Source organism: Brachybacterium sp. EE-P12 (assembly GCF_003711805.1).
Lineage (GTDB): Bacteria > Actinomycetota > Actinomycetes > Actinomycetales > Dermabacteraceae > Brachybacterium.
The window spans coordinates 155,135-174,392 of record NZ_QXCP01000005.1 but is presented as its reverse complement, the minus strand read 5'-3'; the positions used below and the strand labels follow the sequence as shown (position 1 = coordinate 174,392).

Annotated in this window: 18 protein-coding genes; 5 read left to right on the top strand and 13 right to left on the bottom strand. The window is 73.0% G+C overall.

Going from position 1 to position 19,258, the window contains the following annotated elements; genetic code table 11:
- The first annotated feature begins 66 nt into the window (after positions 1-66).
- Positions 67-1,746 carry a bifunctional 3'-5' exonuclease/DNA polymerase gene (locus D1648_RS08355; RefSeq protein ID WP_241155426.1) on the top strand — a complete coding sequence of 560 codons (1,680 nt, stop codon included), beginning with the start codon at positions 67-69 and terminating at the stop codon, positions 1,744-1,746.
- On the opposite strand, the gene D1648_RS08350 is transcribed toward D1648_RS08355, so the two are convergent.
- Together D1648_RS08350 and D1648_RS08345 are read right to left on the bottom strand one after the other, a co-directional pair.
- Positions 1,721-2,314: an AAA family ATPase gene (locus tag D1648_RS08350; RefSeq protein WP_122940616.1), complete on the bottom strand. Its 594-nt coding sequence runs from the start codon at positions 2,312-2,314 to the stop codon at positions 1,721-1,723. The genes D1648_RS08355 and D1648_RS08350 overlap by 26 nt on opposite strands.
- Before the next feature lie 39 nt (positions 2,315-2,353).
- Positions 2,354-3,055, bottom strand: a complete 702-nt coding sequence (locus D1648_RS08345; RefSeq protein WP_122940614.1) for a hypothetical protein — start codon at positions 3,053-3,055, stop codon at positions 2,354-2,356.
- Positions 3,056-3,209: 154 nt separating this feature from the next.
- Here D1648_RS08345 and D1648_RS08340 point away from each other — a divergent pair, with 154 nt between their 5' ends.
- Both D1648_RS08340 and D1648_RS08335 read left to right on the top strand, forming a co-directional pair.
- Complete coding sequence (locus D1648_RS08340) at positions 3,210-3,689, top strand: pyrimidine dimer DNA glycosylase/endonuclease V (RefSeq protein WP_122940612.1); 480 nt, start codon at positions 3,210-3,212, stop codon at positions 3,687-3,689.
- Between the two features lie 116 nt (positions 3,690-3,805).
- Positions 3,806-4,021, top strand: coding sequence for a helix-turn-helix domain-containing protein (locus D1648_RS08335; protein WP_241155408.1), 216 nt, complete (start codon positions 3,806-3,808; stop codon positions 4,019-4,021).
- A 33-nt stretch (positions 4,022-4,054) separates the two neighbouring features.
- On the opposite strand, the gene D1648_RS08330 is transcribed toward D1648_RS08335, so the two are convergent.
- The 3 genes from D1648_RS08330 to coaE form a co-directional block, all read right to left on the bottom strand.
- Positions 4,055-4,597: an NUDIX domain-containing protein gene (locus D1648_RS08330; RefSeq protein WP_122940610.1), complete on the bottom strand. Its 543-nt coding sequence runs from the start codon at positions 4,595-4,597 to the stop codon at positions 4,055-4,057.
- Positions 4,598-4,601: 4 nt separating this feature from the next.
- Positions 4,602-6,704, bottom strand: coding sequence for an excinuclease ABC subunit UvrB (gene uvrB, locus D1648_RS08325; protein WP_122940607.1), 2,103 nt, complete (start codon positions 6,702-6,704; stop codon positions 4,602-4,604).
- Between the two features lie 126 nt (positions 6,705-6,830).
- Complete coding sequence (gene coaE, locus D1648_RS08320) at positions 6,831-7,460, bottom strand: dephospho-CoA kinase (RefSeq protein ID WP_122940605.1); 630 nt, start codon at positions 7,458-7,460, stop codon at positions 6,831-6,833.
- Positions 7,461-7,533: 73 nt separating this feature from the next.
- Here coaE and D1648_RS08315 point away from each other — a divergent pair, with 73 nt between their 5' ends.
- Positions 7,534-8,421, top strand: coding sequence for a trimeric intracellular cation channel family protein (locus D1648_RS08315; protein ID WP_122940603.1), 888 nt, complete (start codon positions 7,534-7,536; stop codon positions 8,419-8,421).
- Between the two features lie 10 nt (positions 8,422-8,431).
- Here the strand turns inward: D1648_RS08315 and aroD are convergent, their stop codons facing one another.
- The 8 genes from aroD to polA form a co-directional block, all read right to left on the bottom strand.
- Complete coding sequence (aroD, locus tag D1648_RS08310) at positions 8,432-9,253, bottom strand: type I 3-dehydroquinate dehydratase (protein ID WP_164518649.1); 822 nt, start codon at positions 9,251-9,253, stop codon at positions 8,432-8,434.
- A gap of 25 nt (positions 9,254-9,278) precedes the next feature.
- A complete protein-coding gene (gene aroB / locus D1648_RS08305) occupies positions 9,279-10,361 on the bottom strand; it encodes a 3-dehydroquinate synthase (protein WP_122940600.1) in 1,083 nt (360 codons plus the stop codon).
- Positions 10,358-10,900 (bottom strand): shikimate kinase, encoded by a 543-nt coding sequence (locus tag D1648_RS08300; protein WP_122940598.1) that lies wholly within the window; start codon positions 10,898-10,900, stop codon positions 10,358-10,360. Before D1648_RS08300 ends, aroB begins: the two co-directional genes overlap by 4 nt.
- The gene (aroC, locus tag D1648_RS08295) at positions 10,897-12,150 is read right to left on the bottom strand and encodes a chorismate synthase (protein ID WP_122941089.1); all 1,254 of its coding nucleotides are present in this window, start codon (positions 12,148-12,150) and stop codon (positions 10,897-10,899) included. The genes D1648_RS08300 and aroC overlap by 4 nt, the downstream gene beginning before the upstream one ends.
- Positions 12,151-12,265: 115 nt before the next feature.
- Positions 12,266-13,069, bottom strand: coding sequence for a hypothetical protein (locus D1648_RS08290; protein WP_122940595.1), 804 nt, complete (start codon positions 13,067-13,069; stop codon positions 12,266-12,268).
- Between the two features lie 213 nt (positions 13,070-13,282).
- Entirely contained in the window at positions 13,283-14,113 is an 831-nt protein-coding gene (locus tag D1648_RS08285; protein WP_122940593.1) for an HAD-IIA family hydrolase, read from the bottom strand.
- A 156-nt stretch (positions 14,114-14,269) separates the two neighbouring features.
- On the bottom strand, positions 14,270-15,748 hold the full coding sequence (gene rpsA / locus D1648_RS08280) for a 30S ribosomal protein S1 (RefSeq protein WP_122940591.1): 1,479 nt from the start codon (positions 15,746-15,748) through the stop codon (positions 14,270-14,272).
- Between the two features lie 229 nt (positions 15,749-15,977).
- The gene (gene polA, locus D1648_RS08275) at positions 15,978-18,689 is read right to left on the bottom strand and encodes a DNA polymerase I (protein WP_122940589.1); all 2,712 of its coding nucleotides are present in this window, start codon (positions 18,687-18,689) and stop codon (positions 15,978-15,980) included.
- Between the two features lie 64 nt (positions 18,690-18,753).
- Here polA and D1648_RS08270 point away from each other — a divergent pair, with 64 nt between their 5' ends.
- On the top strand, positions 18,754-19,242 hold the full coding sequence (locus D1648_RS08270) for a hotdog fold thioesterase (RefSeq protein WP_122940587.1): 489 nt from the start codon (positions 18,754-18,756) through the stop codon (positions 19,240-19,242).
- Positions 19,243-19,258: the final 16 nt, after the last annotated feature.

Below are 19,258 nucleotides of genomic sequence, written 5' to 3'. Positions count from 1 at the left end.
CCCGCGACGGCCGCGCCCGTCCCGGCGCGGTGCGTGCTCGGGCGCGGGACCGCCGGACGGGTCGTGATGCGCTCCGTCGCGGCGGACGGCGCCGTGCTCGAGGACCGGGAGTGCTCCCTCGCGGAGCTGCCCGTCCTCGTCCGCGAGCTCGAGGAGGAGCACTCCCCCCGCTGGGTGTTCAGCGACGCCGCGGCCTGGTACCCGCGGCTGCTCGCGGCCGGGGTGACGCTCTCGCGCTGCCACGACCTGCGCCTGGTCCACCGGATCCTGCGCCACTCCCAGCTCGTGGCGGAGCCGGGACCGCTGCGGGAGGCGACCGCGTGGGACACCCCGCTCGAGCCGGAGGAGCCGCGGCGCGACCACGGCGCGACGCTCTTCGACCTCGAGGCGCGCCCCTCCGCCGCCCACGGCGTGCCCGACGGGATCGAGGAGACCTGCGCGGAGCTCTCCCGGCAGCAGGCGGCGACCGACTCGGCAGAGGACCCGGCCCGGCTGCGACTGCTGCTGGCTGCGGAGTCCGCCGGGGCGCTGATCGCCGCGGAGCTGCAGGCCGCCGGCATCCCCTGGGACATCGCGGAGCACGACCGGATCCTCACCGAGGCCCTGGGGGCGCGCCCCTCCCCCGGCGCGCTCCCCGCGCGGATGGTGCAGGTCGCCGCCGAGGTCCGCGCCGCGCTCGAGGACCCGACCGTGTCGCTGGACTCCCCGCCGAAGCTGCTGCGCGCCCTGCACCGCGCCGGGATCGACGTCCCCTCGACCTCGCAGTGGGAGCTGCAGGAGCACCAGCACCCTGCGATCGAGCCGCTGCTGCGGTACAAGAAGATGTCCCGCCTGCTGACCGCCAACGGCTGGACGTGGCTGGACGAGTGGGTGCACGAGGGCCGGTACCGGCCGGTCTACGTGCCGGGCGGCGTGGTGACGGGACGCTGGGCCTCCAGCGGCGGCGGGGCGCTGCAGATCCCGCGCCGACTGCGCCCGGCGCTGCGTGCGGACCCGGGGTGGCGGCTCGTCAGCGCCGACGTCTCCCAGCTCGAGCCGCGGGTGCTCGCGGCGATGTCCGGGGACGGGGAGATGATCGCGGCCGGGGCCGGGAAGGACCTCTACTCCGGCATCGTCGAGGCGGGCGTGGTCCCGAGCCGGCAGGAGGCCAAGATCGGCGTGCTCGGCGCGCTGTACGGCGGGACCACCGGCGACAGCGGGCGGGTAGTGCCGAGACTCCGGCAGACCTTCCCCGACGCCATGGCCCTGGTGGACGGGGCGGCGGCGACCGGGGAGCGGGGCGGGACGGTGACCACCTGGCTGGGCCGCTCCTCCCCCGCACCGGACGCGGCATGGACCGCCGCCCAGCGCAGCGCGAACGGCCCCGACGCGGGCGCCGGCGAGCAGGAGCGGGCCCGGCGCTCGGCCCGCGACCGGGGCCGGTTCACCCGCAACTTCGTGGTGCAGGGCACCGCGGCGGAATGGGCGCTGTCGTGGATGGCGGCGCTGCGGCTGCGGCTCGCGCAGCTCCCGGAGGTCGCCGCCGACGAGCGGGCCGACCCCTCGGGACCGGTGTTCGCCCGCCGCGCGCACCTGGCGTTCTTCCTGCACGACGAGGTGATCGTCCACGCCCCGGCCGCCCAGGCGGAGGCCGCGGCCGCCGCGATCTGCGAGAGCGCCGACGCCGCCGGGCGCCTGCTCTTCCCCGGCAGCCCGATCGACTTCCCGCTGGATCTCGCGATCACGGAGCGCTCGGCGGAGAAGTGAACTCCTCAGGAGCGGACGGCGTCGGACCCTCACGCTCTCGCGGCCCGGTGCGGAGCATCGAGAGGTCCGCGAGGACCCGTTCGACCACCTGGTCCTCGTCGAGCTCCTCGGCGAGGACCTGCTCCCCGGGGACGCCGAGCACGTCGTGGGGCCGGTACCAGGACACGACCTCTTCAGGGGCCACATGCCCCGCGATCGGCTTGCCGGCGTGGCGCCGCAGGGTCTCCGGCAGGCTCACGTCGAGGTAGTACACCAGGGTCGGACCAGGGGCATCACGCAGCATCCGCGCGAACATGCCGTGGTACCGGTCGGCGCCGAAGATGCCCTCGAGAAGCGTGATCCGCCCGATCCCGAGGCAGTGCCGGACCATAGACTCGAGCAGGCCGATCGTGTCGCCCTGGCCGCTGTCGCGCTCCCACAGCAGCTCCCGCCGCACATGATCCTGCCCGATCACCGCGACCTCCCCGCGCGGAAGGGCGCGCTGGACCCGGCGTGCGACCGTCGACTTCCCCGAGGCGGAGTTGCCGCGCACGACGACGAACGGCGGCGCGCTGCGGGGAGTCGTCATCACTCGATCCTAGCAGACCTCCGCCGTTCGCCGCGGGCACTACGCGCCGGGATCCTCCGGGGCCGATGCGGAGAGCGCCTCGAGCAGGGAGTCCATGCGGCCGGCGCCGAGGAGCGGGCTGAGCGACTGGGAGAACCACTTCTCCCAGACCTCGTCGAGCTGTGCGGCCGTGGGCACGGCGCCGGTGTCCAGCAGCTCCGCGATCGCCTCCGCCTCGGGCCCGTACTCGTCCTCGGGCATGCCGTCCGTGCCCGGGGCGAGGCCCATCGGATCCTCGCGGGTCAGGAGGGCGAGGACCCGCTCCTGCGTCGACGTGGTGCCCGGCGCGGAGCCTCGCTCGTCGAGCAGGGTCGAGGCCAGGGTCACGGCGCCGGTGGCGAGGCCGATCCAGACGCGCGGGGCGGGCACGCCGCGGCGCCGGAGGAAGTTCTCTGCCCCGCGGTCCAGGCGCAGACCCACCACACCCGCCCCGACCATCAGGCCGCCGAGGGCGAGCGAGAGCGCGGTCTCGAGCCCCGTCGGCGGCCGCAGGCCGTGAGCACTCGGCTCCTCCTCGGCCGACAGGTCCATGCGCCCTTGCTGTGCCAGGAGGCTGACGCCGGTGGTCAGCACCGCGGGGAACGCGACATAGCCGGCGCGCACCGGGCGCGGGAGGCGGTGCACCGGGATCATCCCGAGGCCCGACGCGGCGGCGGTGCCGACGGCCAGGGACACGAACCGGGAGCACTGGGACTGGGGCACGGGGTCCTCCTTCTGTCGCGGCGGGATGCGTCGCGCGCCGCGGTGTGCGGCGTGCTCACGACGCTATCGGGGGTTCCTGTGCGTGCGGGGAGACGATCGTCGCGCTCGGCGCACGACCTTCGCCTCGGCTCGGCGGATGAGGGAAGATGGCCCGATGCGTCTGTGGTCGCTGCACCCCCGCCATCTCGACCGCCAGGGCCTCACGGGCTGCTGGCGCGAGTCGCTGCTGGCCCAGGCGGTGCTGGCCGGGCGCACGCGAGGCTACCGAACCCATCCCCAGCTCGAGCGCTTCCGCGCGCAGGCCGATCCCCTCGTATCGGTCGGCGCGTATCTCGAGGTCCTCGCCGAGGAGGCGTCGACGCGCGGGTACCGCTTCGACCGCTCGCGCATCGACCACCGGCCCGCTCCCGCGGTCGAGGGCGGGGACGGACGCGACGCAGCTGTGCCGAGGATCCCGGTCACCGTCGGTCAGCTCGACCTCGAATGGCGACATCTGCTCCACAAGCTCGAAGAGCGCAGTCCCGAGCTCTGGGAGCGTGCGAACGCATTCGAGGGGCCGACGGTGCATCCGCTGTTCGAGGTGGTGGCCGGCCCTGTCGAGAGCTGGGAGCGTGCCGAGCAGCCGCCGCGCTGAGCACACAGCCGCACTGAGAACGCCGCGCTCGTCGATGCCGGGACACTGCTGAGCCCCCGCGCGGGCACCCTGGAGAGAATCGGAAGCATTCTGCCGAGTGCGAGTTGACGGGCACAGTGCGGCAGGACATCGCACAGTCATCCGGGGACTTCGGCAGCATTCTTCCGAAACAGGGGCAGCGGTGGCAGACTTCCTCGCAGCAGCTCGGGGAGCTGGCCGGGGTGTCGGACCGGACGCTGCGCGACATCGAGTCCGGCGCGGGCCGTCCGGCCCTGCGGTCAGTGCTGAGCGTGCTCACCGTGCTCGGCCTCCAGGTGGCGGTCACGCCGTGAGCGATCTCCCGGAGCTCGGCACCCTGCGCTTCGTCACGCGGGCGGACGTCCACAAGGCCGGCGTCCTGGCCGGGGTGTCCCCTCGTCGGCCCGGCCGGTGCCGACCTCGAGCGCGAGGCGGAGCCAGCGCGAGACGGGGTCCCCGGCCGGCACGTCGGCGAGGTCGGTGCGCAGCCAGCGTGCCTCGCGCAGCTCGAGCGAGGTGCGCACCTCCACCCCGTCGGCCCTCCCCGACAGCAGCGTGAGGGTGTCGCGCTTGCCCTCGGTCCTCGCCTCGAGCGTCCTCAGCTCCGCGAGCTCGCCCGCGATGCCGAGGCCGAGCTCCTCGTGCACCTCGCGGCGCGCCGCGTCGGAGGGTGTCTCCCGCGCCGGGCGGTAGCGCCCGCCGGGCAGCGCCCACCGGTCCTGGTCCACGTAGGAGTGGCGCACGGCGAGGAAACGCTCAGGCTGCTCGGGGTGGAGCAGCAGCACCTTCACGCCGAAGGTGCGCGGCCTGCGCAGCCGCCACCAGATCCGGCGCAGCCGGTGTCCTGCGGTCAGCAACGAGCTCAGAGCCCGCCCGTGCCTCGTCGTCATCGGCTCAGGAGCGCTGCACCGCGCGCAGCTCCTTCTTCAGCTCCTGCACCTCGTCGCGCAGCCGGGCCGCGACCTCGAAGTTCAACGACTCCGCGGCCTGGTGCATCTGGGCGGTCATCTCGTCGATCATGCCGGTGAGCGCGCCGACGGGATCGTCGCCGAGGTCGATCTGGCGGCCCTGCACCGAGTCGACGGCGTTCGCGCGGGCGCGGTCCCGGGCCACCCGCTCCTTGCCGGAGCGGTAGTCGGTGGCCATGAGGGTGTCGGTGTCGATGTCCTCGCGGGCGAGCATGTCGGTGACGTCCGCGATGCGCTTGCGCAGCGGGGTCGGGTCGATGCCGTGCTCGGTGTTGTACGCGATCTGCTTCTCGCGGCGGCGGTTGGTCTCGTCGATCGCGTCCTGCATCGAGTCGGTGACCGTGTCGGCGTACATGTGCACCTGGCCGGAGACGTTGCGGGCGGCGCGGCCGATGGTCTGGATGAGGGAGGTGCGCGAGCGGAGGAAGCCCTCCTTGTCCGCGTCGAGGATCGCCACCAGCGACACCTCGGGCAGGTCCAGGCCCTCGCGCAGCAGGTTGATGCCGACCAGCACGTCGAACTCGCCCTGGCGCAGGGAGCGCAGCAGCTCGATGCGGCGCAGGGTGTCCACGTCGGAGTGGAGGTACTGGACGCGCACCCCGTTCTCGAGCAGGAAGTCGGTGAGGTCCTCGGCCATGCGCTTGGTCAGCGTGGTCACGAGCACTCGCTCGTCGCGGCGGACGCGCTTGTCGATCTCCTCGCGCAGGTCGTCGATCTGCCCCTTGACGGGCTTGACGATCACCTCGGGGTCCACCAGGCCCGTCGGCCGGATGATCTGCTCGACCACGCCGTGGGCGCGGTTCAGCTCGTACTCCGCCGGGGTCGCGGAGAGGTAGACGGTCTGGCCGGTGCGCTCGGTGAACTCCGAGAAGGTCAGCGGCCGGTTGTCCAGAGCGGAGGGGAGGCGGAAGCCGAAGTCGACCAGGGTGCGCTTGCGGGAGCGGTCCCCCTCGTACATCGCTCCGATCTGCGGGACCGTCACATGGGACTCGTCGATGACCAGCAGGAAGTCCTCGGGGAAGTAGTCCATGAGGGTGTTCGGGGCGGTTCCAGGGGCACGCCCGTCGAGGTGGCGGGAGTAGTTCTCGACCCCGTTGGTCGAGCCCATCTGCCGCAGCATCTCGAGGTCGTGGCTGGTGCGCATCCGCAGCCGCTGCGCCTCGAGCAGCTTGTTCTGCCCCTCGAGCTCCTCGAGCCGTTCGGCGAGCTCCTCCTCGATCGTGCCGATCGCGCGGGAGAGTCGCTCGGGCCCGGCCACGTAGTGGGAGGCGGGGAAGATGTGGATGTGGTCCTCCTGCCGGATCACCTCGCCGGTCATCGGGTGGAGGGTGTAGAGCGCATCGATCTCGTCGCCGAAGAACTCGATGCGGATCGCGAGCTCCTCGTACATCGGGATGATCTCGACCGTGTCCCCGCGCACCCGGAAGGTGCCGCGCTCGAAGGCGATGTCGTTGCGGTCGTACTGCATGTCCACGAAGCGTGTCAGCAGCTCGTCGCGGTCCAGCTGGTCGCCGACGCTCAGCTGCACCATCCGGTCCACGTACTCCTGCGGGGTGCCCAGGCCGTAGATGCAGGAGACGGAGGAGACCACGACCACGTCGCGGCGGGTCAGCAGCGAGTTCGTGGCGCTGTGGCGCAGGCGCTCCACCTCGGCGTTGATCGAGGAGTCCTTCTCGATGTAGGTGTCCGACTGCGGGACGTACGCCTCGGGCTGGTAGTAGTCGTAGTAGGAGACGAAGTACTCCACCGCGTTGTGCGGCAGCAGCTCGCGGAACTCGCTGGCGAGCTGCGCGGCGAGGGTCTTGTTGTGCGCCATGACGAGGGTGGGGCGCTGGACCTGCTCGATCAGCCAGGCAGTGGTCGCCGACTTGCCGGTGCCGGTCGCGCCGAGCAGCACCACGTCCTGCTCGCCGTCGTTGATCTTCTTCGTGAGCTCGGCGATCGCCTGCGGCTGATCGCCCGAGGGCGAGTACTCGGAGACGACCTCGAAGGGATGCTCGGCGCGGACCAGATCGGTGACGGGACGCATGGGGACGAGCCTACGACCCGGGGCCGACGGACGACACGGCACGGGGGCGGTGTCCGCTCAGGGCCGAGCCGGCGACCGACGAGCCTGCGGGGCCGGTGCGCCCGCGACGTGCGCCGCCGCGGGACGTCACCGGCGGGGGCCGTCCTCGCCGAGCACCGCCTCGAGCGCGTGCGCAGCCCGGGCCGCGAGCTCCTCGCGCCCGGCCGTGTTCAGCACGAGCCGGTCCGCGCGGCGGATCCGCTCGAGATCGCCGACCTGCGCGGCCATGATCGACTCGACGTAGGCGCGCTCCTTCCCGCGGTCCCGGACAACCCGGTCGATGCGGTCCTCGCGCCGGGCCAGCACCGCGATCACCGCGTCGTAGTCGTCCTCGCGTCGCTGCTCGAGCAGCAGCGGGCTGTCGTGGACGATCACCCGCTCCCCCGCCGCGACGGCCTCGGCCTCCTCGGCGGCGACCGCGCGGTCCACCCGGCCCAGCACGATCCGCTCGAGGTCCGCCCGCGCCGCGGCATCGGCGAAGACGATCCGGGCCATCGCGGCGCGGTCGATCGTGCCCGATTCGTCGCGCAGCTCCTCCCCGAAGCGGGCGACGGCCTCCTCGACGCCCTCGCCCGGGACGTCGAGGACGGCGCGCGAGCGGGCGTCGAGGTCGATCACCCGCAGCCCACGCTCCCGCCAGAGCTCGGCGACGGTCGACTTCCCTGAGCCGATGCCGCCGGTCAGGCCCAGACGCAGGGGCGCGGTGAGGGGACGCATGTCTCGATGGTAGAGGGGTCGGGCTGGTCACGGCGCAGTTCCCGGGCCCCGACGCGCGGACTACGGTGCTGGAGTGGACACGCTTCAGCTGCTCGTCACCAACGACCTCCTGCGCGTGCTGGACCTCGTGGGGGTCTTCGTCATGGGCGTGGCCGCCGGGGCCATCGCCTCGCGGCTGAACTTCGACGTGGTCGGCTTCGCGGTGATCGGCGTCGTCGCGGGCCTCGGGGGCGGGCTCGTGCGCGACCTGATCCTGGACTACGGCACCCCGGCGGCCTTCGCCGGTCCCGGATATCTCGCCTGCGCGCTCGGCGGGGCGACGCTCTCGTTCCTCATCCATACCGAGGGCCCCTGGTGGCGTAGGACGGTGACCGTGCTGGACATCGCGGCGATGGGGCTCTGGGCCGCGACCGGCACCGCGAAGTCGCTCGGCTACGGGCTGGACGTGCTGCCCGCGATCCTGCTCGGGGTCACCAGCGCCGTCGGCGGCGGCGTGCTCCGCGACGTGCTGGTGGGCCGGATCCCCCAGATCTTCGGCGGCGGCCCGCTGTACGCGACCGGAGCCCTGGTCACCGCGGTGCTGACCTGGCTGGTGCTCGCCCTCGGCCTGCCCTCCCCCACGGTGCTGGCCGCGGTCGCCGTCGGCTCGCTGCTGGCCGGGGTCGCGGCCTGGCGGCGATGGTCGCTGCCCGCGCACCAGGAGTGGCAGGTGACGATGTCGGCCACGCAGCTGAAGCGCCTGGTGCGCCGCACCCGCAAGGACGAGCGGGAGCGGGTCGCTCTCGTGACCGGGGCGATCCCCGTGGTCGATGCGGAGCACGACGACCTCGCCGAGGACTTCGCCGCCGAGGAGCCGGACGCCCACGAGTACGAGGAGCGCATCTTCCCCGAGGCCGAGGAGCTGCCCGGCACGGCGGAGCACGAGCGGCGCGAGGGGCCTGCGGACACCTCCGCGGACTGACCCCGCCGGCTCAGGGGCGCAGCAGCTCGATCATCCCCGCGACGTCGCCCGCGGCGAGCTGCCCGGGGGCGGAGCCCTCCCCCGCGGTCGCGAAGGTCGCGGCGCTGCCGAAGGTCTCGGCGGTCACCCGGCTGCTCGCCCCGAGGGTGCCCATCGAGACCGCGATGTGGGGGCCGGCGAGGTCCTCGGCGACGGTCAGGCTCGCCGAGAGCAGCGTGAGCACGTCCCGGGCGCTGCGCGGGGTGACCGCGATCTTGGGGATGTCCGCACCGAGCCGCCGCTGCCCGCGCAGGATCCGCACCATGGTCTCCTCGTCGGGCGTTCCCTCCATGTCGTGGTGGGAGCCGATCACGGCGATGCCGTGCCGTCGCGCGGAGTCGACGACGGAGGCGACCACGCCCTCCTCCCGCGCGGTCTCGATGTCCACCAGGTCCACCGCCGACTGCGTGCCGGCGCGGCGCCCGGAGATCAGCGTCTCCAGCAGCGCGCCGAGGGCTCGGGTGCTGTACGGGCGCCGGCCGCCCTCGGCCGTGGTGCGGAAGGTGACCAGCAGCGCCCGGTCGGCACCGAGCGCGGCACGCAGCGGGCCGAGCGCGGCGAGGGTCACCTCCCGGTGGTCCTCGGCGTCCTCGAGATCCGGCCGGAACCGGTCCAGGCGCCATTCGATCACCCGGGCCGGGGTCGCGGTCGCGGCCTCGGCCTGGGCGAGCAGCGCGTCGAGGTCGTCGCCGACCAGGGGCACGATGATCTCGGGCCGGCCCCGGCCGAACTCGACCCCGCGCACGGTCGCGGTGCGTCGCCGCACGTCCACGTTGCTGGGCTGGTCGGGCATGGTGCTCCTCCTCGCTCGGGTGCGGTCAGTCCGCGGTGATCGCGGCGTAGGCGCTCAGCAGCAGCGCCGGGTCCGGTCCCTCGATCCGGGAGACGGTGCCGATGCGGTCCAGCACCACGAAGCGCAGCAGGCCCGCGCGGGTCTTCTTGTCCCGCTTCATGGCGTCCTCGAGCTTCGGCCACTGCCGGCCGCGGTAGGTCGTGGGCAGGCCGAGGGAGGTGAGGATGCTGCGGTGGCGGTCCACCTCCGCCTCGGAGAGCTTCCCGGAGAGGTGGGAGAGCTCGGCGACGAACATCATCCCGATGCTCACCGCGGCCCCGTGGCGCCACTGGTAGCGCTCGTTGCGCTCGATCGCGTGGGCGAGGGTGTGACCGTAGTTGAGGATCTCCCGCTCGCCGCTCTCGCGCAGGTCCGCGGAGACCACGCGGGCCTTGACCCGGATCGCCCTCTCGATCACCTCGCGGAACGCCTCGGTGGTGACGTCGAGGACGGCGGCGGGGTCGCGCTCGACGAGGTCGAGGATCGCGGTGTCCTCGATGAACCCGGCCTTGACCGCCTCGGCCAGGCCCGCGGCGACGTCGTTCGCGCCGAGCCCGGCCAGGACGTCCAGGTCGGCGACCACGGCGATCGGGGGATGGAAGGCGCCGACGAGGTTCTTGCCCTCGGCGGTGTTGATCCCGGTCTTGCCGCCCACGGCCGCGTCCACCATCGCGGCGACCGTGGTGGGGACCTGCAGCACGTCCACGCCGCGCAGCCAGGATGCGGCGACGAAGCCGGCGAGGTCCGTCGCGGCGCCGCCGCCCAGGCCGATCACGAGGTCCTGCCGGCTGATCTCCGCCTGACCGCACACGCCCCAGAGGAAGCCCGCGACCTGGGCGGTCTTGGCCTCCTCGCCGTCGGGGACCTCGGCGGCGAAGGCCGCGCGACCGGTCTGCTCGATGCCGGCGCACACCTGCTCGGCGACCTCGCGCAGGCTCGGCTGGTGCACGATGACCACGCGGCGGGCCCGCTCGGGCACGAGGGCGGGGATCTCCTCGAGCAGCCCCCTGCCCACGTGCACGTCGTACCCGCCGCCGGGAGTGGTGACAGGGATCGCGGTGGTGCTCATTCGGTCTCCTCCTCGGGGCGCCGGGGCCCCTGAAGCTGCAGTGCGTCGATGACGGCGCGCGCCACCTGGGCGGGGCTGCCGCGGCCGGCGTCGACGCGATGGGTCGCCAGTCCACGATAGGTCGCCGAGCGAGCGGCGGCGAGCTCGCGCCAGCGGGTCATGGGGTCGTCGCCCTCGAGCATCGGGCGGCCGACGCCGCGGGAGAGACGACGTGCGGCGACGTCCTCGTCGATCTCGAGCAGCACGACAGGTCGGCCCTCCAGCGTGCGGGCGGCGCGGGGATGCATCGGGGCTCCCCCGCCCAGGGAGAGCACCCCTCGCTGATGGTCGAGGGCGCGCACCAGGGCGGCGGCCTCCCGCTCGCGGAAGGCCTGCTCGCCCTCGAGCCGGAAGATGTCCGGGATCGTGCGCCCGGTCTCCTGCACGATCAGGGCGTCGAGATCGGCGAAGGGCACGCCGAGACGCGCCGCGAGCGCCCTGCCGACGCTGGTCTTCCCGGCGGCCATCGGTCCGATCAGGACGGCCACGGGTCCGGTCACGAGCTCGTGGCCTCCCCGCGGCGGGAGAGCTCGTCCTGGAGGGCGCGGGTGCCCTCGAGGTGGGCACGGATCTCGGCGATGCTGTCGCCGCCGGTCTTTTCCAGCAGCGCATCGGCCAGGGTCAGCGCCACGACGGCCTCGGCGATCACCGCGGCGGGCGCGACCGCGCAGGTGTCGGAGCGCTGGTGGTTGGCGGTGGTCTGCTCCCCGGTGGCGACGTCGACGGTGCGCAGAGCGCGCGGCACGGTCGAGATGGGCTTCAGCGCGCCGCGCACCCGCAGCACCTCGCCGTTGGTCATGCCGCCCTCGAGGCCGCCGGCGCGGTTGGTCGCGCGCGGGTAGGCGGAGGCGCCCTCGGCCGGGGAGGGGGCGACGAGGATCTCGTCGTGCGCGACGGAGCCGCGCCGGGCGGCGGTCGCGAAGCCGTCGCCGATCTCCACGCCCTTCATCGCCTGGATCGACATGATGGCCTGGGCGAGGCGGCCGTCGAGCTTGCGATCCCACTGGGTGTGGGAGCCGAGGCCGACGGGCAGGCCGTAGGCGAGCACCTCGACGACGCCGCCGAGGGTGTCGCCGTCGGACTTCGCAGCATCGACCTCGGCGACCATCGCCTCCGAGGTGCCCTCGTGGAAGCAGCGCAGCGGGTCGGCGTCGAGCTGGGCGAGGTGGTCGGGTGTGGGCAGCGGGGCGTCCTCGGGCACGGACGTCGCGCCGACGGCGAGGGTGTGGGAGACCAGGCGGATCCCCGCGGCCTGCTCGAGGAGGGCGGCGGCGACGCGGCCGGCGACCACCCGCGCCGCCGTCTCGCGGGCGCTCGCGCGCTCGAGCACCGGGCGTGCCTCGTCGAAGCCGTACTTGAGCATGCCGGAGAGGTCGGCGTGGCCGGGACGGGGCCGGGACAGGGGCCGGTTGCGGGCGATCTCGCGCTCGTCCCCGGTGCCGGCGTCGATCAGGAGGTCCTCGCGCGGGACGGGGTCGGCGCTCATGACCTTCTCCCACTTGGGCCATTCGGAGTTCGCGATCTCGATCGCGAGCGGGGAGCCGAGGGTGCGACCGTGGCGCAGCCCGCCGTGGATCGTCAGGACGTCCTGCTCGAACTTCTGGCGGCTGCCGCGGCCGTGGCCGAGGCGGCGCCGGGCGAGCGCGTCCTTCAGATCGTCACTGGTCAGCTCGATCCCGGCAGGGACGCCGTCGAGCAGGGAGAGGAGGGAGGGGCCGTGGGATTCCCCGGCCGTGAGCCAGCGCAGCATGCCCTGGATCATCTCATGGTCGTCGCGCGCGACGGGCGGGTGTCCGCGCTGCGCGGACACCCGCCCGGAGGGAATCGGCGGCGACGCCGCCGGAGCCTCGCTCGCCGGGGGCGGCTCAGGGACCGTCGATGCTGACCAGCATCGCGGGCGCCTCGCCCTCGGTCGGGATCGGCAGCAGCGTCACGCCGACGGCACGGCCGGAGCCCTCCTCGGTCGCGGTGCCGCGCACCGGCGTCAGCGCGGTGAGATCGACCTCCCCTTCGACGGAGGTGACGGTGAGGTCGTCCCGGCCGATGCCGTCGAGCACGAAGTTCGCGCGCTCCACGGCCGTCTCCGGGGAGAGCTGTACAGTCTGGTCCTGCTGCTCGCCCCAGACCGGGTAGGCGCCGGTGCCGTTGATCCCGTCGTTCAGGGTGTCTGCGGCCTCGTCCGGCAGCGGGGCGTCCTCGGAGAAGTACAGCCAGTAGTCGGCCTCCGGCACGGCACCGGGGGCGATGTACGCGTAGTACGTCTCCTCCTCGCCGCTCCAGCCGGTCACGGTGCAGGTGGTGACGTCGCCGGGGCTGTCCATGTCGAGACCGTCGGCGCAGTGCGCGGCGTCGCCGAGACGCGGATCGGCGGCGTAGCCGTAGAGCTGCGCCGCGACACCGTCGGCCGTCAGCGTGCTGTCCGAGGGATCGTCGAACTCCTGGGACCCGGTGGTGAACACGTCGCTCGGAGCGTCCTGCTCCTCGCCGCCGGACGCCGGATCGCCGCCGCTCGTGCCGGCGGGCTCCTGGACGGAGCTCTGGCCCGGCTGCACCGCAGGGTTCGCGGGCTCCGCGATGGCCTGGGTGACGCCGCCGATGCCGAGCCCCACGAGGAGCGGGGCGCCCAGGCCGAGTGCGGCGAGGGTCCTGATCTGGTGCCGACGAGTCATCGTCGTCTCCTTCCGAGTCGGTCCGGAGGCTCATGCCCCCGCGAGCTCGTCCGGTCGGTGGCGGAGGACGCGGGCCTCACGACCGCAGGCTTTGCCTCTCCTTGACCCTCGGGCGAGCTGGACATGACCTTCCCACCTCGGCGGCCCCGGGTCAACCGCGCCGCGCCGGAGTGCCACGACGCCGTCACAGACCCTCCACACGCTCGGTCGCGTTCAGTCCTCGTCGAGCTCGACGGCCTCGTGCGGCGTGAGGCGCTCCACGAGCGGGACGACGTCCGCGATGCCGTCCAGGACGGCGGTGGGCCGGTACGGGAACCGCGGGATCTCCTCGACCTGCGTGGAGCCGCTGAGCACGAGGATCGAGCGCATGCCCGCCTCGAGGCCCGACTTCACGTCCGTGTCCATGCGGTCGCCGATCATCACGGAGTTCTCCGAGTGCCCGCCGATGCGGTTCAGCGCCGTGCGCATCATGAGCGGGTTCGGCTTGCCGACGTAGTAGGGGCTGATGCCGGTGGCGGCGGTGATCATCGCCGCGACGGAGCCCGTGGCCGGGAGCGGCCCCTCGGCGCTGGGGCCGGTGACGTCGGGGTTCGTCGCGATGAACTTCGCACCGCCGCGGATGAGGCGGATCGCGCGGGTGATCGCCTCGAAGGAGTAGGTGCGGGTCTCCCCCAGCACCACGAAGTCGACATCGCTGTCGGCGAGGATGAAGCCCTCCTCGTGGATGGCGCTGGTCAGACCCGCCTCCCCGATGACATAGGCGGCCGAGCCGGGCTGCTGCTCGGCGAGGAAGCGCGCCGTCGCGAGCGCGCTGGTCCAGATCGCGCTCTCGGGGAGGTCGATCCCGCTGCGAGCCAGGCGCGCGCGGAGATCCCTCGGGGTGAAGATCGAGTTGTTGGTGAGCACCAGGAACGGCCGCCCGAACTGCTGCAGGGCGGCGATGAACTCGGGCGCGCCGGGCAGCGCCGCCTCCTCGTGGACGAGCACGCCGTCCATGTCGGTGAGCCAGGAATGGATCGGATGGGCCTCGAGAGCAGTGGTCATGGCACCAGTGTGCCCTGTCGCGACCGGTGTCCGCCGCAGCCGCCCGGGAGCCGGGCGGGCGGCACTGCGCCGGCGCCGTGGCCCCGGGACGAGAGGACGAGAGACGGCCCGGCCCCCGCATCGCGGGGACCGGGCCGTCGGCCGGTGATCCGAGGATCAGTTGCCGGTGAGCTTGGCGCGCAGGGCGGCCAGGGCCTCGTCGGAGGCGAGGGTGCCCTCGTCCGAGGAGCTCGACTGGTAGGAGGCCTGAGCAGCCGGAGCGGAGTCCGAGGTGGTCGACGCGGCGGCCGGAGCGTTCGCGGACTCCTCGTCGGCGCGGAGGGCCTCGGCGACCTGGGCCTTGTGGGCGGTCCAGCGCTCGTAGGCGGCCGCGTACTGGGCCTCCCACTCCTCGCGCTGCGCCTCGAAGCCCTCGAGCCACTCGTTGGTCTCCGGGTCGAAGCCCTCGGGGTACTTGTACTCGCCATTGGCGTCGTACTCCGCGGCCATGCCGTAGAGCGCGGGATCGAAGGTGGTGTCGTCACCCTCGGGGTCGACGCCCTCGTTCGCCTGCTTGAGGGAGAGCGAGATCCGGCGACGCTCGAGGTCGATGTCGATGACCTTGACGAAGACGTCCTGGTCCACGGTGACGACCTGCTCGGGCAGATCCACGTGGCGCTGGGCCAGCTCGGAGATGTGCACGAGGCCCTCGATGCCGTCCTCGACGCGCACGAAGGCGCCGAAGGGGACGAGCTTGGTGACCTTGCCCGGCACGACCTCGCCGATGGCGTGGGTGCGGGCGAACAGCTGCCACGGGTCCTCCTGGGTCGCCTTCAGCGACAGGGAGACGCGCTCGCGGTCCATGTCGACGTCCAGGACCTCGACCTTGACCTTCTGGCCCACCTCGACGACCTCGGAGGGGTGGTCGATGTGCTTCCAGGACAGCTCGGAGACGTGCACCAGGCCGTCGACGCCGCCGAGGTCGACGAAGGCGCCGAAGTTGACGATCGAGGACACCGCACCCTCGCGGACCTGGCCCTTCTGGAGGGTCTGCAGGAAGTCGGAGCGGACCGCGGACTGGGTCTCCTCCAGGTAGGCGCGGCGGGAGAGGACCACGTTGTTGCGGTTCTTGTCCAGCTCGATGATCTTCGCCTCGATCTCCTGGCCGACGTAGGGCTGCAGGTCGCGGACGCGGCGCATCTCCACGAGGGAGGCCGGGAGGAAGCCGCGCAGACCGATGTCGACGATGAGGCCGCCCTTGACGACCTCGATGACGCGACCTGTGACGACGCCCTCGTCCTCCTTGATCTGCTCGATCGAGCCCCAGGCGCGCTCGTACTGGGCGCGCTTCTTGGACAGGATCAGGCGACCCTCCTTGTCCTCCTTCTGGAGGACGAGGGCCTCGATCTCGTCGCCGACCTCGACCTCGTCGGCCGGGTCGACGTCGTGCTTGATGGACAGCTCGCGCGAGGGGATGACGCCCTCGGTCTTGTAGCCGATGTCCAGGAGGACCTCGTCGTGATCGACCTTCACCACGGTGCCTTCGACGATGTCGCCGTCGTTGAAGTACTTGATGGTGGCATCGATGGCGGCCATCAGCTCGTCGGCGTCACCGATGTCGTTGATGGCGATCTGGGGGGTCGTGGTGTCGGTCATGTAGGTAAGGACTCCGTCGGGACAGGAAATGAGTAGGGTCGGGGGACGTGCTCCGCCCGAGGCGGCGACCCTGCGGGTCGACGGATGGGCGGTTCGCCGTGCACCGGAGCGCACAAGCCTTCGACAGCCTACCAGCCGCGCCCTCGGGGCGCGAGGGCGCGGTGGGGTGCGCGGGACGGCACCGGTGTGATGTCCGCCCCGCCGTCCGACGGGTCCGTCGCCGGGCGGCTCAGTGGGCCGCCTCGCGCCAGGTGCGGCCCACGCCGATCCCGACCTCGAGCGGGACGGAGAGCTCGTAGGCCGAGTCCATCCCGTCCTCGACGATCTCCCGCACCTGCTCGAGCTCGCCGGGCGCGACCTCGAGCACCAGCTCGTCATGGACCTGCAGCAGCATGCGGGAGCGCAGGTCCGCCTCGCGCATCCGCGACTCCACGGCGAGCATCGCGAGCTTGATGAGGTCCGCGGCAGAGCCCTGGATCGGGGAGTTCAGAGCCACCCGCTCGGCGTTCTCCCGTCGCTGGCGGTTGTCGCTCGTGAGATCCGGGAGATACCGGCGCCGGCCGAGGATCGTCTCGGTGTACCCCGTCTCCCGGGCCTTCTCGACGCTGCGGCGGAGGTAGTCCCGCACCCCGCCGAACCGCTCGAAGTAGCCGTCGCGCAGCGAGGTCGCCTCGGCACGGGAGATGCGCAGCTGGCGGGAGAGGCCGAAGGCGGAGAGCCCGTAGGCGAGACCGTAGCTGACGGCCTTGGTCTTCGAGCGCATGGCCGGGTCGACCTCGTCGGGGCTCACGCCGAACACGCGCGAGGCGACGAAGTTGTGCAGGTCCTCGCCGGAGCGGAAGGCCTCGATGAGCCCCTCGTCCTCCGAGAGGTGGGCCATGATGCGCATCTCGATCTGGGAGTAGTCCGCGGTCAGGAGGGACTCGAAGCCCTCACCGGCGACGAAGACGTCGCGGATCCTCTGCCCCTCGGCGGTGCGCACGGGGATGTTCTGCAGGTTCGGCTCGGTCGAGGCGAGCCGGCCCGTCGCCGCGGCGGTCTGCTGGAAGGTGGTGTGCACGCGGGAGCCGGCGTCCATGACCTTGTCCAGGCCCACCAGGTATCCGGTCAGCTTGCTCATCTCGCGGAAGCGCAGCAGCCAGGCGAGGAAGCGGTGGCCGGCGGAGTCCGGGTCCAGCGTCTCCATCAGGTCGGTGAGCGACTCGGCGTCGGTGGAGTGGCCCGAGGAGATCTTTCGGGTGGTGGGCAGGGAGAGGGTCTCGAAGAGCACCACCTGGAGCTGCTTGGGGGAGGCGAGGTTGACCTCCTCCCCCACGATCTCGCCGGCCTCGCGCTTGGCCTGGGCGACGAAGCCCTCGAACTCGTCGCGGAGGGTCTGGAGCGCGCCGTGGTCGATCGCGATGCCACGGGAGTGCATCGTCTCGAGCACCCGCTGCAGCGGACGCTCGAGACCATCCAGGATGCCGCCCGCCCACGGTGAGTCCGCGATCCGGGAGGCGAGCTCCTCGGCGGCCGGATGCAGCGCCGCGACGGCCGTGGCGAGGCGGTCCTCGGCGCGGGCGATGTGCTCGGCGCGGGTCTCGGGGCTCTCCTTCCTCAGCGTCGACTCCGCGGGCTTGCGAGGCTTCGGCTCGAAGCTCGCGCCGGCGAGGTCGGCGGCCAGGGACTCGGTGTCGTAGCTGCGGGCGCCGGGGCGCAGCACGAAGGCCTCCAGGGCGAGGTCCCGCACGCCGTCGCCGAGGCGGTAGCCGTTCTCGGCGAGGCGGTCGCGCACGGCGGGGACGTCCGCGATGCGCAGCTCCCGCGTGCCCTCGAGCGCGGCCGCGAGCGCCTCGGCGGCCTCGGAGTCCAGCGCCCCGAGCGCCACCGCGCCGCCGCGCTCGGGGGTCGCGAGCCCCAGCAGCGCTCCCCCGCGCACGTCCTCGACGAGGTCGAGGGAGAGGGGCTGCTCCCCCTCCCCCAGCAGCTCCGCGAGGGCGGCGGCGTCCCGCACGCGCAGCACGTCCGCGGCGGGCTCGGGCGCTGCCTGCTCCGCCATGTCCTCCCCCAGGAGCGCCGCCGGGAGGTCCCGGCGGATCGTGTCGCCGAAGGCGAGGTCGTCGAAGACCTCCAGCACACGAGCCCGGTCCCCGCCGCCGAGGGCGTAGTGGCCGGGGTCCTCGGGCAGGTCGAGGGTGGTGTACGCGGCGTTCATGAGGCGGTTGCGTCGCACGTCCTCGAGGTGGTCGCGCAGGGACTGGCCGGCCTTGCCGGTGATCTCCTCGGCGTGCTCGAGGACGCCCTCGAGGCCGTCGTACTTCTCGATCCACTTCGCGGCGGTCTTCGGGCCGACCCCGGGCACGCCCGGGAGGTTGTCGGCCGCCTCGCCGACGAGCGCGGCGAGATCGGGGTAGCGCTCGGGCGGGATCCCGTACTTCTCCTGGACGGCGGCGGGGGTCATGCGGCGCATCTCGGTGACGCCCTTGATCGGCTGCAGCAGCGTGACCTTCTCGCCGACGAGCTGGATCGCGTCGCGGTCGCTCGAGACGATCAGCGCCTCGTCCCCCTGCGCCTCGGCACGGGAGGCGAGCGTGGCGATGATGTCGTCGGCCTCGTAGTCCTCGTAGGTCAGCCAGCGCACCCCGAGCGCGTCCAGCACCTGCTGGATGAGCCCGATCTGGCCGTGGAAGGCCTCGGGGGTCGTCTCGCGCCCGCCCTTGTACTGGTCGTAGATGCGGTCGCGGAACGTGCCGCCGGGCAGGTCGAAGGCGACCGCGAGGTGGGTGGGCCGCTCGGAGGCGACGACGTTGATGATCATGCGGGTGAAGCCGTAGACCGCGTTCGTGGCCTGCCCGCGGCCGTCGCTGAAGCCGTCCGCGGGGAGGGCGAAGAACGCCCGGAAGGCCATGGCGTGGCCGTCGATCAGAAGCAGGCGCTGGTCATCGGTGTCGCTCGCACTCATGGGGAGCAGTCTCCCATGGCCGCGTCGACTCCGCGCACCCCCGCGGCTGTGGCACTCTCGTGCCATGTCCGCAGACCACCGCCCCAACGGTCCCTCACCCGCCGCCGGCGACGAGGCGCCGTCCGCGCCGGCCGTGCGTGGGGAGCTCGCCGCCCAGCTCGAGGCGTCCTTCGCCGGGACCCTCGTGGAGCGCCTCGGGATGGAGGTGCTGTCCCTGGACTCCGGCGGCGGGACGATGCGCATGCCCGTCGCGGGCAGCACCCAGCCCGCGGGGCTGCTGCACGGCGGTGCGACGATCGCGCTGGCCGAGTCGATCGCCTCGCTCGCGGCGGTGCTGCGGGCGCGAGAGGTGCACGGCGAGAGCGCCCAGGCGGTGGGCACCTCCGTCTCCGCGCTCCACCACCGCTCGGCGCGGGAGGGCTGGGTCACGGCGACCTGCACCCCGCGCCACCTGGGGCGTCAGGTCGCGAGCTATCTCGTGGAGGTCCACGACGAGGCCGGCAGGCTGCTCAGCACGATCACCGTCTCGACGCAGCTGCTCCCGCCGCGCTGAGGAGCACCGCGCGGCC